Source organism: Pseudomonas sp. PDM22, assembly GCF_014851965.1.
Classification (GTDB): domain Bacteria; phylum Pseudomonadota; class Gammaproteobacteria; order Pseudomonadales; family Pseudomonadaceae; genus Pseudomonas.
In genome coordinates this window covers 158,683-176,278 of record NZ_JACVAR010000009.1, presented here as the reverse complement: position 1 = coordinate 176,278, position 17,596 = coordinate 158,683, and the positions used below count along the sequence as shown (strand labels likewise).

Below are 17,596 nucleotides of genomic sequence, written 5' to 3'. Positions count from 1 at the left end.
TCAGCAATCCCACACTCGCTCTAGTTCGGGCAATTCGCCCGACTTCTGCCCGGACGCCTTGTCTGACGGGCCTTTCGCCATCTCTTTGTAGTGTCGCTGTTACATTTCCGCGACATTTTCAGTGCCAACGTGTCGGTTATGTCCCTGTTCTGCTGGCGAAAATTCCAATCGCGACTAGCGTCAATTCCGTAAGCAGATATGCGTAGGACTGCTTTTCTCTGGGGATTTACCAGCCGGAATTAGGGAAATGCAGGCCAAATATCGCTCGAAGCTCTTCCAGCCAGTTGCCCACGCCCTGGCGCTGGAACAACGCATCCTGTTCGACGGCGCAGCCGCTGCGGCCGTCGATCAACAGCATCACGACAGCACCGCCGCCGAGGCGAAGGACACGGCCAAGCCGGCCACTGCCGTCGAGGCTCGCGCCCAGGCAGCCGCCCCCGCACAGGCGGCGCCGCGCAACCTGGTGGTGATCGATGCCCGCCTGGAAAACCGCGACCAGCTCGCCGCCAGCCTGCCGGTGGGCACCACCGCGCTGGTAGTGGACGCAGGCCAGGACGCCATCGCGGCCATCAGCAACGCGCTGACGCAACTGGGCAAGGTCGACTCGATCCAGATTTTCTCCCACGGCGCCACCGGCCAGTTCACCCTGGGCAACCAGACCTTCACCAGCCAGAGCGTCGACCAGCTCGGCGATCGCCTGAGCGCCTGGCGCGGCGAGCTCAATACCGGTGCGGACATCCAGCTCTATGGCTGCGACGTCGGCGCAGGCAGCGCCGGTCAGGCGCTGGTCAACGAACTGGCGCGCTGGACCGGCGCGGACGTCGGCGCCTCCAGCAATGCCACCGGCTCCACCAGCGCCGGCGGCGACTGGAACCTGGAAGTGCGCGCGGGCGACGTGGACAAGTCCATCGCACTGAGCGCCGACACCCTGGTGAGCTTCCAGGGCCTGCTGGCCGACGCCAGCCCCACCGTGGCCATGGGCAGCGGCGGCGCGGCGGTGCGCCTGGGCGATACCTTCACCTTCGACGTCAACTTCAGCAACCCATCCACCCAGGTCGGCTTCGCGCCCTACATCGACCTGTTCATGCCGGCCACCGGCCGCGACGGCAATGACGGCGCCACTTTCGTTTCCGCCACCTACCTGGGCCAGGCGGTGACCAGCTATGTGATCACCTTCGACGCCAACGGCAATGCCACCCACCCGCTGGCCAAGGACGCCAACGGCAATGCCCTGGTGATCAACGCTGCCAGCGTCGGCATGAAGGCCGGCGACCAGATGGTGGTGCTGCAGCTGCCCTACGCCAGCGTGACCAGCGGCCAGCCGGCCATCGGCATCCAGGTCACCGCGCAGCTGAGCAACCTGGCCGACACCAGCTATTCCGACGGCGCGCCCAATCTCACCATCAATGCCCGCGGCGGCTTCGAGTACGGCAACGATTCACTGAACAACCCGGCGCAGGACCCGACCCTGGTGGAAGCGGCGCTGCACAGTTTCGTGGTCACCCCGACGCTGCTGTCGGTGACCCAGACGGTGAACATGCCCGAGGGCGAGACGGTCACCGGGCCGAACTTCACCCGCACCGAAACGGTGACCGTGACCCCGGCCCCCGGCCAGACCCTGACCAACGTGACGGTTACCCAGACGGTGCCCGACCAGGTTCACGTCAGCTCCATCACCCCCGGCGCCGGCGGCACCCTGACCTCGATCACCCTGCACGACGGCACCGTACTGACCAACCCGACACTGATCGCCGCGGCGCTCAACAACCCCAATGCCTTCGTCGCCAGCTACACCATTCACTACGACACCCTGAGCGCGGCCAGCACCACCACGGTCGGCTTCTACGTACCGGAGATCGACGCGGCCGGGCGGCCGGTGCTCGACCCTGCCACGGGCAACCCGCGCACCATCACCTTCGGCACCGCCACGGTGAATGGCGACTGGAACCCGCTGGACCCGCGCGACCGCCCCACCGATCCGGACGGTTATCCCTTCACCGTGACCGGCGACGGCGCAGGTATCACCTTCGTCGCCAAATCGATCACCCTGCTCAAGACGGTGAACCTGCAGACCGACGTCGGCACCCCCGGCATTACCCCCGGCGATACCCTGCGCTACACGATGGATGTGGCCATCTCCGACTTCTATGCCTTCGGCAAGAACATCCTCGGCCAGGGCACCTTCACCGTCACCGACCAGCTCAGCGACGGCCAGACCTTCTCCGCCGCCAATGCGCCGAGCATCGTCATCCAGCAACACGGCGCATCGCAGGTCATCCCGGTGATCTACACCGCCACGGTGAACGCCGACGGCAGCACCACGCTGGTTTTCGATATCGGCGCATCCATCGCTGCCGCCGTCCAGGGGCCCGGCCTCTATGCGCTGTTCGGCGACCTCTGGGATGACGATGTGCAGGAAGGCGCCACGCGGATGTCCATCGTCTACGACGCGACCATCGACACCACCTACACCTCCGACCACCCGCCCCACGACCAGCTCAACGAGGGCGACAGCGTCAGCAACAATGCAACGGTGGATGCCACTGTGCTGCGCGACTCGCTGAACATTGGCGGCGAGCAGACCGACGGCTCCGGCACCACCAGCACCATCGACACCTCCAACATCGATATCACCCTGACCCAGGTGAACGGCGGCAACCCGCCTGCCAACGGCGAGTTGCGTCCCGGCGACGTGGTCACCTTCACCATCACCTACGACCTGCTGGTGGCGGACTACGAGAACTTCAAGCTCACCGCCTACCTGCCGCTACCGCTGCTCAACGCGGCGGGCATCAACTGGAGCATTGGCAACGGTGTCGGCCAGTGGAGCTTCGGCGCCGGCAACAGCATCCTCGACGTGCCCGACAGCGTCACCACCGGGGCGGGCAACTCGATCATCTTCGACTTCGGCAACTACGTTTCCGGCGGCCTCAACGGCGGTACCGTGCAGGTGCGCTTCACCATGGTGGTCGGCGACCAGCCCTATGCCGACCAGCGCGAACTCGACGTGCTGGCGCAGTCCAGCCAGACCACCACCATCGACAAGACGCCGCTGATTTCCTCGGATGTCGCGGTCATCGAATCGGTCGCCGAACCGGTGCTGGACATCAAGCACGGCGTGGTCTCCACCACCCATGGCACGGTCACCGGCACCACCGGCACCTGGGCCCAGCCGGGCACCACCGGCACGCCCTTCAGCGGCAGCGTGACCAGCCTGGCGGCGGTGGATGGCAACGTCAGCGGCATCGACGGCGCCGACACCCTGCGCCTGGCCACGGCGATCAAGAACAGCGGCGGCGGCAACGCCTTCGACGTGTCCACCAGCATCACCCTGCCGGCAGGCCTGGCGTTCGTCGGCGGCAGCCTGTCCACCGCCAACCTGCAGATCCATCGCGGCGACGGCAGCCTGCTGGTGCAGGGCGTCGACTACAGCATCAGCGGCAACAGCATCACCTTCCTCGACCCCAACAACCAGGGCACCCTGCTCGCCGGCCGCGCCGGCACGGCCAACGACCTCTCCGGCGCCAACGTCGTGGTGATCACCTACGACGTCACGGTGAGCAACGCCATCCTCGCCTCCAGCACCCTGCAAAGCAGCGCGGCGCTGACCAACTACGCCAGCGTCGAGGGCGGCCAGGACTTCACCCCGGTGGACATCGTCGAGGTCGCCAACCAGCAGGTGGCCGCGCCGACCATCAGCAAGACCTACCAGAACGGCAGCCTCACCGACGACGACTCCAGCGCCGGCCACACCAGCGGCAGCAACCTGGTGATCGGCGAGAAGATGACCTACGACATCGTGGTCACCCTGCCCGAAGGCAGTACCGCCAACCTGCGTCTTTCCGACCTGATTCCGCCGGGGCTGCGCCTGGACCTCACGGCCTTCAGCGGGGCGGGCTACCAGATCATCTACAACGCCGTGAACAACGGCATCGATCCGTTCAGCGGCGCACTCACCCAGGCCTTCGCCGGCTCTGTCAACGTCCTCACCTTCAGCGGCGACGGCAGCGATGGCGGCGACCTGAACCTGCTGTTCAGTGCCGCCGGCTCCACGGCCGACAACAACATCGGCAACAACGCCTTCGTCATCCGCCTGGTGCTGGTGGCGAGCAACGTGCAGGGCAACCAGCAGGGCGTCACCCTGAACAACGGCGCGCAGCTGACCTACAGCGACCCCGACGGCGATACCCCCAACGGCGCCACGGCAGTGGACCGCACCGTCGCCAGCCCGCAGCAGCCCTCGGTGACCATCGTCGAGCCGACCCTGACGGTGAGCCAGCAGGTCACGGCCACCCCCACCTACGGCGGCTTCGACGAAGGCGACACGGTCACCTACACCATCACCATCAGCAACACTTCCGGCACCAATGCCTTCGATCTCAGCCTGCTGAACATACTGCCCACGCAGATGGACAACATCGTGATCACCGGCAAGGTCTACAACGGCGCCACCAACAACGGCGGCGTGGACTTCATCATCCAGAACGGCCAGCTGGTCACCGCCAGCGGCGCCAACATCGATATCGCCAATGGCGGCAGCATCGTCATTTCCCTCTCGGGCGTGGTGAACGCCTCGGCAGCCGGCCAGGCAGTCATCACGAACAACGTCGTGGTGCGCTGGACCAGCCTGGACGGCCTGGGCAACGCCACCGACACGGGTGCCGGCGAGCGCGGCGGCGACGACGGACTGCTCAACTCCGGGGTGCTCAACGACTACCGGCAGATCAACACGCTGCTCATTCCCGTCACCAACGGCATCCAGGTCTCGCGCGTCGGCGGCCTCGACGCCACGCCGCCGGCGACCAACTCCTCGGGCGCCACCGATACCGCTGGGCTGGAAGAAACCGTGGTGGTCGGCGAGATCGTCCGCTACCGCGTGGCGATCGTGGTGCCCACCGGCGTAAACCCCAATTACCAGATCCGCATCGAGTTGGCTCCCGGGCTGGAGTTCATCCCCGCCGACCTCAACAACATCCTTATCGCCCTGGGTTCCAGCGCCATTGGCGGCCTCACCACCGACGCCACCGACCTGATCAGCGGCGGCACCCTGGGCATGGTCGGCAACCAGAACAGTGACGTATCGCTGCCGATCCATCCCGACCTGTCCGGCGACAAGCCCACCGGCATCTTCAATATCAACAGCGGGCGCCTGCAGATTTCCCCTGATGGTCGGACCATCACCTTCAACCTGGGCAACCTGACCAACAACGAGATCAACGACGGCGATATCGAAGGGGTGATCCTGGAGTTCAACGTGCGCGTCGCCAACATCGCCTCAAACATTAGCGGTGCGCAGCTGAGCATGAATGTGTTCGAACACGTCGGCACCGGCGGCGGGGTCGACCGCGGCCACAGCGCCACGATCTTCGAGCACGTGGTGGAACCCAGCTTCACCGGCATGGACAAGTCGGTGATCGACATCGCCGCCGGCAGCGTCGCCGGCACCACCAACGCGACAGTCTCGGTCAGTTTCACCCAGAACGGCGAAGTACCGGCCTACAACGTCGTGCTGCGCGACCAGTTCCCCAACGGCAGCGACTACGCGATCCAGAGCATCGTCATCAACGGCACCAGCTACACCACCGGCAACCTGCCAGCGGGCGTCACCGCCAGCGTGGTGGGCGGCCAAGTGGTGCTCAACTTCGACCAGTTGAACGTCAACGACAAGGTGCAGGTGATCTACAGCGTCACCCTGCCCAACACCATCGTTCCCGACGACGTCACCAGCTCCGCGGTGCTGACCTGGACCAGCCTGCCCACCAGTTTCGAGAACGCCGGCTGGGGCGGCTCGCTGCCACTGACCGCCGGCGGCGCCGATGGCGAGCGCACTGGCCAGGACGGCGCGGGCGGGCTGAACAACTACATCCTCAGCGACGGCGCCGGCATGGGCGTGGTGAAAGGCACCCTGTGGGATGACACCAAGTCCGCCACCACCAGCACGACGCCCGACGGCCCTGGCCTGGGCGGCATCGACGTGACCCTGACCTGGGCCGGCGACGACGGCGTGTTCGGCAACGCCGACGACCGCACCTTCAGCACGGTGACCGCCGCCGATGGCACCTACCAGTTCGCCATCCTGCCCTCGGGCAATTACCTGGTGGCGGTGGCGCAGAACTTCGCCCAGGCGAGCAACAACCGCTTCCACGTGCGCGTCGACTCCGACAGCGGGACCTCCACCGTCGGCCTGGGCAACATCAACCTGAACCTGGCCGAAGGCGCCATCGGCATCGCCGATGCCGGCTACGTGCATATCAACGAAGCGCCGATCAACACCGTCGCCGACCAGCATGGCCAGGAAGATACCGTGCTGCACATCGTCGGCCTCGCCACCAGCGACGTGGACGTCAACGCCGGCAATACCGCCGGCGTCATGACCGTCACCCTCAGCGTGGTGCACGGCGTGCTCTGGCAGAGCGCAACGACGCCCGGCGCCAACGATGCCCCCCCGACCGGCGCCGGCCGCACCCTGGTGCTCACCGGCACCCTGCAGCAGATCAACGTGTTGCTCAGCCAGATTTATTACAAGGGCGATCAGGACTTCAACACCGCCCGCAATGCCGAAACCCTCACCATGGTCACCAACGACCAGGGTAACTTCGGTGACGCGGACGGCGACGGCATCCCCGGCGAAAACCCCGACGACGCCCTGAAAGACACCGACACCCTGAACATCATTATCGACCCGGTGAACGACGCGCCCATCGCCCGTCCCGACATTGCGATCGCCATCGAAGCCGGCGGTTCGAACAACGCCACGGTCGGCGTCGACCCCACGGGCAACGTGCTGGACAACGACACCGACGTGGACATCGCCACCAACGGCGACATCCTCAAGGTCACCCGCCTGGAGAACTCCACCGGCGGCTTCGTGGTGGTGCCCGCTGCCGGTGTCGTCAGCCTCGCCGGCCGCTACGGCACGCTCTACATCACCGCGACCGGTGGCTTCCAGTACGTGGTCGACAACAGCAATGCCGAAGTCCAGGCGCTGCGCACCGCGGGCGACGTGCTGCGCGAGTCGTTCGGCTACTTCATCACCGACACCGGCGGCCTTTCCAGCTCCACCTCCCTGACCATCGACATCCACGGCGCCAACGATACCCCCGTGGCGCTGAACGACACCGGCGCCGCCATCGAGGCCGGCGGCACCAATAACGGCACCGCCGGCAGCGATGCCACCGGCAACGTGCTGACCAACGACAGCGATGTGGACGCCACGGTCTATGGCGAGACCAAGGCCGTCAGCCTGGTGCGCTTCGACGGCACCGGCGGCGGCGCTATCCTGCCGGTCGCCCCCGGCTCGCCGACCACTGTTGCAGGCCTCTACGGCACCCTGACGATCAACGCCGATGGCACTTATCGCTACGTGGTGGACAACAGCAATCCCGTGGTCCAGGCCCTGACTCCCAACGATCCCCTGCTCTCCGAGCAGTTCACCTACCAGGTCACCGACAAGGGCGGCCTGAGCGCCATCGCCACCCTCACCATCACCATCCAGGGCGCCAACGACGCCCCGGTGGCGGTGGACGACCATGGCACCGCCACCGCTGGCGCCAGCGACGGCACCCCGCCACCGGTCAACGCCAGCGGCAACGTGATCACCGGTAACGCCGGGGTGGGCACCGACACCGACGTCGACACTGTCGACCAGCCCAACGCCGACAAGCTCAAGGTCGATGGCGTTCGCTCCGGCCTTGAGACCGCCGGCGGGACTCTGACCGGCGTCGCCAGCGGCGTCACCACCAACATCACCGGCACGGTCGCCCGGCTGGCCAACGGCACCCTCATCAGCGGCAACTTCGGCCAGCTCAGCCTGAGCGACGATGGCACCTACACCTTCGTGGTCAATAGTGCCGACCCTGCCATTCTCGCGCTCACCGCCAACCAGAGCCTGGATGTGATCTTCACCTATCGCATCCACGATACCGGCGGACTGACCGACCAGGCGCAGCTGGTCATCACCGTGACCGGGGTCAACGACCCGCCCGTCGTGCAACCCGTGGTGATCCACGCCACCGAGGCCGGCGGTCTGCTCAACAACGTCGTGGGCCTGGACCCGACCGGCAGTATCCGGGGCTCCTATGTCGATCCCGACGGCGATGTCCTGACCATCACCGCCGTGGTCAACCCCAACGGCGTCAGCGGCAACGTGGGGGCGGACCTGGCGGGCAACTACGGCGTGCTGCTGCTCAACGCCGACGGCAGCTACCGTTTCGTGGTCAACAACCTCGACCCGGCGGTGCAGTCGCTGCGTACCTACAACGACACACTCAGCGAAGTCTTCACCTACAGCGTCAGCGACGGGAACGGCAAGACTGTCACCCGCACCTTCACTGTCATCATTCACGGGCAGAACGATACCCCCATCGCTGCAGACGACACGGGGGCCGCCATCGAGGCCGGCGGCACGCTGAACACCACGCCCGGCGCGCCCGCCACCGGCAATGTGCTGCCCAACGATCTGGATGTGGACGGCGCGGCTTACGGAGAAACCCATGTGGTCGACGCTGTGCGCACTGGCACCAAAGGCGCCGGCGGCACGCTGATCGACCTGACCGCCAGCGGCGGCGTGATCGCAGGGACCTACGGCACCCTGACCCTCAACGCCAACGGCACCTATACCTACACCGTCAACGACAGCCTGGCCGCCGTGCAGGCGCTGAAGAATGGCGACTCGCTGACCGAAGCCTTCACCTACCGCATGCACGACACCGCTGGCGCCACTTCCATTGCCCAGCTGACCATCACCATCGAAGGCCGCTACGACGCCCCGGTGGCCAACGACGACATCAACTACGCCGTGGCCAACCTCGACGGCAGCGGCGGGCGCAACCCCACCGGCAACGTGATCACCGGCCTGACCGGGATCTTCGCCGGCATCGGTGCCGACACCGATGTCGATGCCGGCGATCACATGCGCGTCACCACCATCGCGGTCGGCCCGGAGGGTGCGCAGGTGGGCACCGTGGTGGTGACACCCGGCAGCCCGCAGACCATCGTCGGCGCGTTCGGCACCCTGGTGATCAATGCCGACGGCAGTTACCAGTACTTCGTCGACAACACCAACGCGGACATCATCGCCCTCGGCCCGCTGGCGTTCGCCCTGGAATCCTTCACCTACCAGGTCACCGACGATGGCGGCCTCAACGACCAGGCCACGCTGATCATCCTGGTCCGTGGGCAGAACCAGCCACCGGACACCGTGCCGGACTTCGGCACGGCGGTCGAAGACGGCGGCCTGCACAACAACGTGCCGGGTAGCAACCCATCGGGCAACGTGCTGGACAACGACACCGACCCGGACACCATCACCACCATCCCGCAGGATGTGATGCACGTCGTCTCGTACTGGGCCGGCGACGGTCCCCTTCCGCCCGATGCCAGCGTTCCCGGCCAGAGCCTGCGCGGCCAGTACGGCACCCTGACGCTCAACGACGACGGCAGCTGGAGCTACGAGCTGGACAACTCCCTGCCGGAGGTCGAAGCCTTGCGCGCCAGCGGCCAGACCCTGCAGGACAAGTTCACCTACCTGGGCGCGGACATCTGGGGCGGCGCCACCCCAGGCCTGCTGACCATCACCATCGACGGACGCAACGACACGCCGATTGCCAGCGACGACAACGCCCTGGCCGTGGAAGCCGGCGGCGTCAACAACGGCACCCCCGGTGTCGACCCACGCGGCAACGTGCTCGACAACGACACCGACGTCGATGGCGTGCAGTACGGCGAAACCAAGGCGGTGGTGAACTTCACCAACCAGAACGGCACCACGACCAATGCCGGCAACGTGCTGCAAGGTCTCTACGGCAAACTGACGATCAACGCCGACGGCAGCTACGAGTACCGCGTCGACAACGACAACCCCACTGTGCAGGCCATGCGCAGCGCCAACGAGAAGCTGCAGGAAGTCTTCACCTACCGCATGCGCGACACCGCCGGCGCTACCTCCGACGCGCGCCTGACCGTGGTCATCCAGGGTGCCAACGACAATCCGGTGGCGCGCGACGACAGCAACAGCGCCACCGACCAGACGCCGGCACCGCAGGCCACCGGCAACGTGCTGCCCAACGACAGCGACGTGGATGGCGGCGACTCGCTGACCGTCACCGGTATCCGTACCGGCCAGGAAACCGGCAGCGGTACTGCTGGTGTGATCGGCCAGCCGATTGCCGGGCGCTACGGCACGCTCGTCCTCAACGCGGACGGCAGCTACACCTACACCATCGACCTGACCAACCGCGAAGTGCTGGCGGCGGCAGGGCTCGGGCAGGTGCTCAAGGACTACTTCACCTACACCATCAGCGACCTGGCCGGCGCCACCGACGATGCCGTGCTGACCATTACCCTGGACATCGCCACGCCGTACATCCCGCCGGGCCCGCATTTCGACCGATTCGGCGACGACGGCTACCCGCGTGACCGCCTCCCGGACGTGGACCCGGCGATCTTCGTGCAGCCGGTGGTCGAGCGCATCGACGATCGCCTGTCGCTCTCCAACTGGGGCGCCGACGGCAGCAACATCGACATCTTCGCCACGCCGGAAATCGAGAGCCCGTCGCTGGGCGCGCAGCTGGGCCAGGTCAAGGGCCAGTTCGTCGCCCGCGCCGTGGCCGAAAGCCGCCGCGCGGCAACGCTGGACAAGAACTGGGTGGACGGCCGCCACGGCGTGATCAGCCTCAGCGCCGACGGGCTGCTGCCCGACCCGTCGCTGTGGGCACCCTTCCCCGCCGACATGGTCGGCAAGGCTGACAAGGCGCAGAACACCCAGGGCTTCCGCGCCCAGCTGCGCGAGGCCGCCCAGCGCCGGAGCGGCCAATGAGGAACTCGCGACTTTTTAGGATCGATCAAGGACAGACTATGCCTGCCTACGCACTGAAATGCCTGAGCGCCACCATCACCGTCAGCCTCTTCCTCAGCGCCTGCTCGGCGTTCGAGCCCAAGCCCTACACCGAGGAGGAAATGCGCCAGCGGGTGATCGACGACCAGGCGCGGATGTACAAGGAGCAGGAGCCGGTCAGCGGGCCGATCACCTTCTACGAAGCCTCGGCGCGCGCCCTGAAATACAACCTCGACTACCGCCTGAAACTGCTGGAAAGCGCGCTGGCCTCCGACCTGCGCGATGTCACCAGCCACGAGATGCTGCCGCGGGTGGTCGCCTCCGCCGGCTACGCCGGGCGCAACAACGATTCGGGCGGCACCTCCATCGGCATCGAGGACCGCCAGGTCAGCCTGCGTCCGTCCACCTCGGAAGAGCGTTACCGCCAGCTCTACAGCCTGGGCCTGTCCTGGAGCCTTCTGGACTTCGGCGTCGCCTACTACCGCACCCAGCAGAAGAACGACCAGATGCTGATGGCCGAAGAGCGCCGCGAGAAGGTCGCGCAGAACGTCCTGCAGGACGTGCGCAACGCCTACTGGCGCGCGCTGGGCGCCCAGCGCCTGCTGCCGGAAGTGGACGGCCTGCTGATGCGCACCCACCGCGCGCTGACCTCCGCCCGCGAGGCCGAGGGCAAGGGCCTGCTGCCGCGCCAGGACATCCTCGCCTACCAGCGCGCCCTGCTCGACTCGGTGTACATGCTCACCGTGCGCCGCCAGGACCTGGAGTTCGCCCGCGCCGAACTGGCCGCACTGATGTCGCTGCCGCCGAACACCAAAATGGTCCTGGCCGACGTCGGCGAACAGCCGCTGCCACTGGTGACCAACAACGTCGAGCAACTCGAACGCCTGTCACTGGAGCGCCGCCCGGAAATCATGGAGGAGTGGTACCGCAAGCGCGTCGACATGAACGACCTGAAGATCGCCAAGGCCCAGCTGTGGCCCAACGTGAGCTTCAACTACGGCTACGAGTACGACTCCAACAAGTACCTGTACAACAACGACTGGAACCAGACCGGCATCAACGTCTCGATGAACCTGCTGCGCCTGGCGCAGTACCCGGACATCAAGGCCGCCGAGGCCAGCCAGGAAAAGACCGACGACATGCGCCGTACTGCGCTGTCGATGGCCATCCTCACCCAGGTCCGCGTCGGCCTGCTGCGCTACCAGCTGGCGAAGCAGGAAGTGGAATTCGCCGACGAGAGCCTGCGCGTCGACCAGAGCCTGCTCAGCTACGCCCAGTCCGCCCGTGGCGCCGCCCTGGGCAGCGAGCTGGAGCTGATCCGCGCCGAGGGGCGCTTCCTGCTCTCGCGCTACCAGCGCGAAGCCGCCTACTCCGACGCCCAGGCCGCGTGGGGCCGGCTGTACAACTCGGTGGGCTTCGAGGTGATGCCCAGGGAAATCGAGAACCACGACGTGAAGACCCTGGCGCGGGAAATCCAGCGCACGCTGGAGCAGCAGACCAGCACCAACCTGCTCGCCAGCAGCGACGCCACGACCATGAAATCAACCGTTCAACCGACCGCTGGGCAAGCATCCGCAGGGCAGAAGGAAATCGCCAATGCCGCGCAGTAAGCCGTACCTGCTCCTCCCGTTGTGCCTGATGTTGCTCCAGCCGGCGCTGGCCGATGATGCCACCAGCGGCCTGCCCCCATTGCCCGACAACCAGGACCCCGGCGCCATCCGCGTGCTGCTGGTATCCAACCTGGAAACCACCCTCTCCGCGCAGATGAACGGCACCCTCGGCGCGCTCAAGGCCAGCCTGGGCGACAAGGTCGCCAAGGACACCGAACTGGCCCAGCTCAACTGCGTGGAAGTCAACGCCCGCGCCAAGGTCGCGGCCGCCGAACTGAACATGGCGCGCTCCAACCTCGCCGCCAAGCAGAACCTGCGCAAGCTCGACGCGGTGGGCGACCTCGAAGTCGCCATGGCCAACACCGAGGTACAGAAGGCCGACGGCGCCCTCACCCTGGCCCGCGCCCAGGCCGGTTACTGCCTGGTCGATGCGCCCTTCTCCGGGCGCATCGCCAAGGTCTACGTCAAGCCCTACCAGACGGTGACCGCCGGCACGCCGCTGTTCGACCTGGTCAGCGACGGCGCGCTGAAGGTCCGCCTCAACGTGCCCTCATCCATGCTGCCCAGCCTGCGCCCGGACATGCCGCTGGAAGTGGACATCCACGAAACCGGCAAGCACTACCCGGCCAAGGTCAGCGTGATCAACGCGCGGGTCGACGCCGTGGCGCAGACCGTGGAGCTGGAAGCGAAGCTGGACGCCAGCTACCCGGAACTGATCGCCGGCATGAGCGGGGTCGCGCGCTTCCCCGAAAGCCATGAGTGAGCTGCTGCCGCCACCCCAGCTGCTGCTGAGCCTGGCCAATGTACGCGACAAGGCGCTGACGGCAGACTCCCTCGGCGCCCTGGCCTTCAGCATCGCCAACGACCTGTTCCCGCTGCTGCGCTTCCACCAGGCGCTGGTGTTCGCCTGCCATGAGTCGCGCAACGAGCTGCTGGCGGTGTCCGGCCTGGCCAAGCCCACGGAAGACTCGCCCTATCTGGTCTGGCTGGAGCGCGCCAGCCGCTGGGTCGCCGCGCAAACACCTGACGCCACCCCCACCTGGCTGGCCCGCGACGCCCTCGAACCGCCCGCCGACATCGCCGAAGGCTGGAGCGAATGGTGGCCGGCCGGGCTCTGGTGCGTGCCGCTGCACGACCGCGCCGGCAAGCGCCTGGGGCTGGTGCTGTTCCTGCTCGACGAGCCGCCAGCGCGCAACCTGCAGCCGCTGCTGCAAGGCATCTGGCAGACCTGGGCGCACGCCTGGGCCGCGTTCGGCCCGCGTACCCGCCTGCGCTTCTGGCGGCCGAGCAAGCGTCAGGTGCTGGTCGGGGTGATCGCCCTGGCCGCTCTGCTGCTGATCCCGGTGCGGCAGACCGCCCTGGCGCCGGCGGAGGTCGTCTCGCGCAACGCCCAGGTGATCAGCTCGCCCATCGACGGCGTGATAGTCCGGATGCTGGTGCGGCCGAACCAGAGCGTCGAGGTCGGCACGCCGCTCTTCGAGCTGGACGAAACCACCCTGCGCAGCCGCGCCGACGTGCTGGCCAAGGAAGTTGCCGTGGCCGACGCCGAACTCATGGCCGCCAGCCAGCGCGCCTTCGACAACCCGCAGAGCAAGAGCGAACTCTCGGTGCTCGACGGCCGCTCCCGCCAGCGCCGCGCCGAACTGGCCGCCGTGCAGGCGCAACTGGCGCGCACCCGCGTACTCGCGCCGCGCGCCGGCGTGGCCGTGTACAGCGACCCCAACGACTGGCTGGGCAAGCCGGTGGTGACCGGCGAACGCATCCTGCAGATCGCCGATCCGAAGGCACCGGGCATGCGCATCCAGCTGCCGGTGGCGGATGCCATCGCGCTGGAGCCGGGGGCACCCGTGGCGCTGTTCCTCACCGCCTACCCGCTCGAGCCGCTGCACGGGGAAATCCTCGACACCAGCTACCAGGCCAAGCCCAGCGATGAGGGCGTGGCCTCCTACCGCCTGCTGGCCAGCGTGCAGGACGCCCCGCCCCACGCGCGCCTGGGCCTGCACGGCACCGCCAAGCTCTACGGCGAGCGCGTGGTGCTCGGTTACTACCTGCTGCGCCGGCCGCTGGCCTCCCTGCGCGCCTGGACCGGCTGGTAACGCGCGATGGACATCGCCGCCGAGGACCTGCCCACCCCGCCGCTACGCGACGACCTGCGCCTGGACGAAGCCGCGCCCGGCCCGGACGGCGAGCCGGTGTGGGTAATCCAGGACAGCGTGCTCAACCGCTTCTACCGCATCGGCTGGCTGGAGTTCGAATGCCTGCTGCGCTGGGAACAGACGCCCCGGCAGATCAGCGAGCAGATCGCCGAGCAGACCGCGCTCAAGCCCGACGCCGAGCAGGTGCTGGGCTTCCGCCAGTTCCTCGAACACCACCAGCTGCTGCGCCCCGGCCCCGAGGCGCTGGCGCGGCTGGCCGCGCGCAGCGAAGGCAAGCAATGGACCACCTGGAACTGGTGGCTGCACCACTACCTGTTCTTCCGTATCCCGCTGCTGCGCCCGCAGCGCTTCCTGCGCGCCATCGCCGGCAGCCTCGACTGGCTGTTCAACCGCTACGTAGCGATGCTGGTGCTAATGCTCAGCCTCGCCGGCATCGTGCTGGTGGCGCACCAGTGGGACACCTTCACCCACGACGTGGTGGAGTCCTTCTCCTTCGAGGGCCTGCTCAGCTTCGCCGCTGCGCTGGTGGTGGCGAAGACGCTGCACGAGCTGGGGCATGCGCTGGTGGCCACGCGGCTGGGGCTGAAGGTCGCGCACATGGGCATCGCCTTCGTGGTGATGTGGCCGATGCTCTACACCGACACCGGCGAGAGCTGGAAGCTGCGCAGCAACCGCCAGCGCCTGGCGATTGCCAGCGCCGGGATCATCACCGAACTGGGCCTGGCCGGGCTGTCGACGCTGGGCTGGGCACTGGCCGACCCTGGTCCTTTCCGCAACGGGTTGCTGTACCTGGCGACCACCAGCTGGGCGCTGTCGCTGGCCCTGAACGCCAGCCCCTTCATGCGTTTCGATGGCTACTTCATCTTCTCCGACCTGCTGGACTTTCCCAACCTGCACGAACGCGCCGGCGCCCTGGCGCGCACCACGCTGCGGCGCAACCTGCTGGGGCTGGACGAGCCCTGGCCGGAGCACTTCCCCACCGGCAAGCGCCGCCTGCTGGTGGCCTTTGCCTTCGGTACCTGGGTCTACCGCCTGCTGCTGTTCCTCGGCATCGCCGTGGCGGTCTACTACTTCTTCTTCAAACTGCTGGGGATCTTCCTGTTCGCCGTGGAAATCAGCTGGTTCATCGTTCAGCCCGTGTGGCGCGAACTCAAGGTCTGGTGGCAGCGCCGTGCGGAAGTGAAGCCGCGGCGCAAGCTGGTGTTCCTCGCGCTGATCGGCGCCATCGCTCTGCTGCTCGCCATCCCCTGGCGCACCCAGGTCCACGCCATGGGCGTAGCGCGTGCGGCGCAGCAGTTGCACGTCTACGCGCCATTCCCCGCGCTGCTGCGCGACCTGCGCCCCGGCGGCGAAGTCGGCAAGGGTGAAACCCTGGCGGTGATGGAAGAGCCCGACATCGCCGCCAAGGTGGCCGGCAGCGAGGCGAGCATCCGCGGCTTTCAGGGGCGGTTGGCGGGCATGCTGGCCGACCCGTCCGGTCTCTCCGAGGAAGCCGTCACCCGCCAGCGCCTGGGCGTGGAGTACCAGCAGGCCCGCGCCGCCCGCAACGAGATGGCCCGTCTCAACCTGCAGGCTCCCTTCAGCGGACGCTGGATGGACGTCAACCCGGACTGGAAGCCCGGCCAGTGGATCAACACCCGCGAGCCCATCGGCGTACTGGTGGACCCGCAGCACTGGCTGGTGGACGCCTACGTCAAACAGGACGAAGTGCAGCGCCTCACCGACGGCGGCCATGTGCGCTTCTACCCCGAAGGCGTGCCACGTCCCATCGAAGGCCAGGTGGTGCTGATCGGCACCACGCGCATCAGCCAGCTGGAACATCCGATGCTCGCCTCGCGCTACGGCGGCCCGCTGAACGTCAATCCGCAGGGCGAGGCACTGGTGCCCAACCCGGCGCTGTTCCATGTGCTGGTAAAGCTCGACGAGCCGCCCCCGGGCCTTCACGAAACCCGTGGCCATCTGCAGATCGAGGGCGCCCGGCGCAGTTGGCTGGGCGAGGGTTTCACCCGCCTGCTGGCGGTGGCATTGCGCGAGAGTGGGTTCTAGCGCCGGAGTTTCCCTGATAGGAGCGCGCCACGCGCGCAATCGCGGGCATGGCCCGCTCCTGCAGCTTGATGCCCCTGCTTGCGGCCCCGCGCCGGGCTCACTCCTTCGCCATGCCGAAACAATGCCGAGCCTGCGGGAACTGGCGCTCGCGCACCTCGCTGGCAAAACGTTCGGCCGCCGCGCCGATCAGTTCGTCCACCCGCACGTACTGCTGCGCGAAGCGCGGAATCTGCTCGCCGGACAGCCCCAGCATGTCCTCGGTCACCAGCACCTGCCCGGCACAGGCAGGTGAAGCGCCGATGCCGATCACGGGGATCTCCAGCCGCTCGCAGACCTGCCGCGCCACTGGCTCCAGCACTCCCTCGAGCACCACGCTGAACGCCCCGGCGGCTGCGATGGCATCCGCGTCGCGCAGTACCTGCGCAACACCGACTTCCTCCTTGCCCTGCACCTTGAAGCCGCCGAGGGCGTTGACCTTCTGCGGCATCAGGCCGATATGCGCCATCACCGGAATGCCCCGCTCGACCAGGAAGGCGATGGTCTCGGCCATCTCCGCGCCCCCTTCCAGCTTCACCGCCTGCGCGCCACTCTCGGCGAGCACCCGCGCGGCGGCGAGGAACGCCTGCTGCGGCGAGGCCTGGTAGCTGGCGAAGGGCATGTCCACCACCACGCAGGCCCGTTGCGAGCCCCGGACCACGGCGGCGCCGTGGGCAATCATCATGTCGAGGCTGACGGCCAGGGTGTGCGGCATACCGTAGAGCACCATGCCCAGCGAGTCCCCTACCAGCAGCACATCGACGTGCGGGTCGAGCAGCCGCGCCATGGGCGCCGAGTAGGCGGTCAGCACGACCAGACTGCCGGGCTCGCGGCGTTGGCGGATGTCCAGGATCGACAGGCGTTGTTGCAGGCGATGGCTGCTCATGGTGCTCTCCACGGATGGCTGATATTGG

The 17,596-nt window shown here is 67.3% G+C and carries 6 protein-coding genes; 5 read left to right on the top strand and 1 reads right to left on the bottom strand.

Features of this window, described 5'->3' with window-relative positions:
* Nucleotides 1–247: 247 nt before the first annotated feature.
* From IB255_RS27070 to IB255_RS27050, 5 genes are read left to right on the top strand one after another with little or no spacing between them, the layout of a single operon-like run.
* The gene (locus tag IB255_RS27070; protein ID WP_081516982.1) at nucleotides 248–10,816 is read left to right on the top strand and encodes a VCBS domain-containing protein; all 10,569 of its coding nucleotides are present in this window, start codon (nucleotides 248–250) and stop codon (nucleotides 10,814–10,816) included.
* 38 nt (nucleotides 10,817–10,854) lie between these two features.
* Nucleotides 10,855–12,444 (top strand): TolC family protein, encoded by a 1,590-nt coding sequence (locus IB255_RS27065; protein ID WP_081516981.1) that lies wholly within the window; start codon nucleotides 10,855–10,857, stop codon nucleotides 12,442–12,444.
* Nucleotides 12,431–13,207, top strand: a complete 777-nt coding sequence (locus IB255_RS27060; RefSeq protein WP_081516980.1) for an efflux RND transporter periplasmic adaptor subunit — start codon at nucleotides 12,431–12,433, stop codon at nucleotides 13,205–13,207. The genes IB255_RS27065 and IB255_RS27060 overlap by 14 nt, the downstream gene beginning before the upstream one ends.
* The gene (locus tag IB255_RS27055) at nucleotides 13,200–14,540 is read left to right on the top strand and encodes an efflux RND transporter periplasmic adaptor subunit (protein WP_081516979.1); all 1,341 of its coding nucleotides are present in this window, start codon (nucleotides 13,200–13,202) and stop codon (nucleotides 14,538–14,540) included. The genes IB255_RS27060 and IB255_RS27055 overlap by 8 nt, the downstream gene beginning before the upstream one ends.
* A gap of 6 nt (nucleotides 14,541–14,546) precedes the next feature.
* Complete coding sequence (locus IB255_RS27050; RefSeq protein ID WP_192211104.1) at nucleotides 14,547–16,646, top strand: HlyD family efflux transporter periplasmic adaptor subunit; 2,100 nt, start codon at nucleotides 14,547–14,549, stop codon at nucleotides 16,644–16,646.
* A gap of 97 nt (nucleotides 16,647–16,743) precedes the next feature.
* On the opposite strand, the gene panB is transcribed toward IB255_RS27050, so the two are convergent.
* Nucleotides 16,744–17,568 carry a 3-methyl-2-oxobutanoate hydroxymethyltransferase gene (panB, locus tag IB255_RS27045; protein WP_081516977.1) on the bottom strand — a complete coding sequence of 275 codons (825 nt, stop codon included), beginning with the start codon at nucleotides 17,566–17,568 and terminating at the stop codon, nucleotides 16,744–16,746.
* Nucleotides 17,569–17,596: the final 28 nt, after the last annotated feature.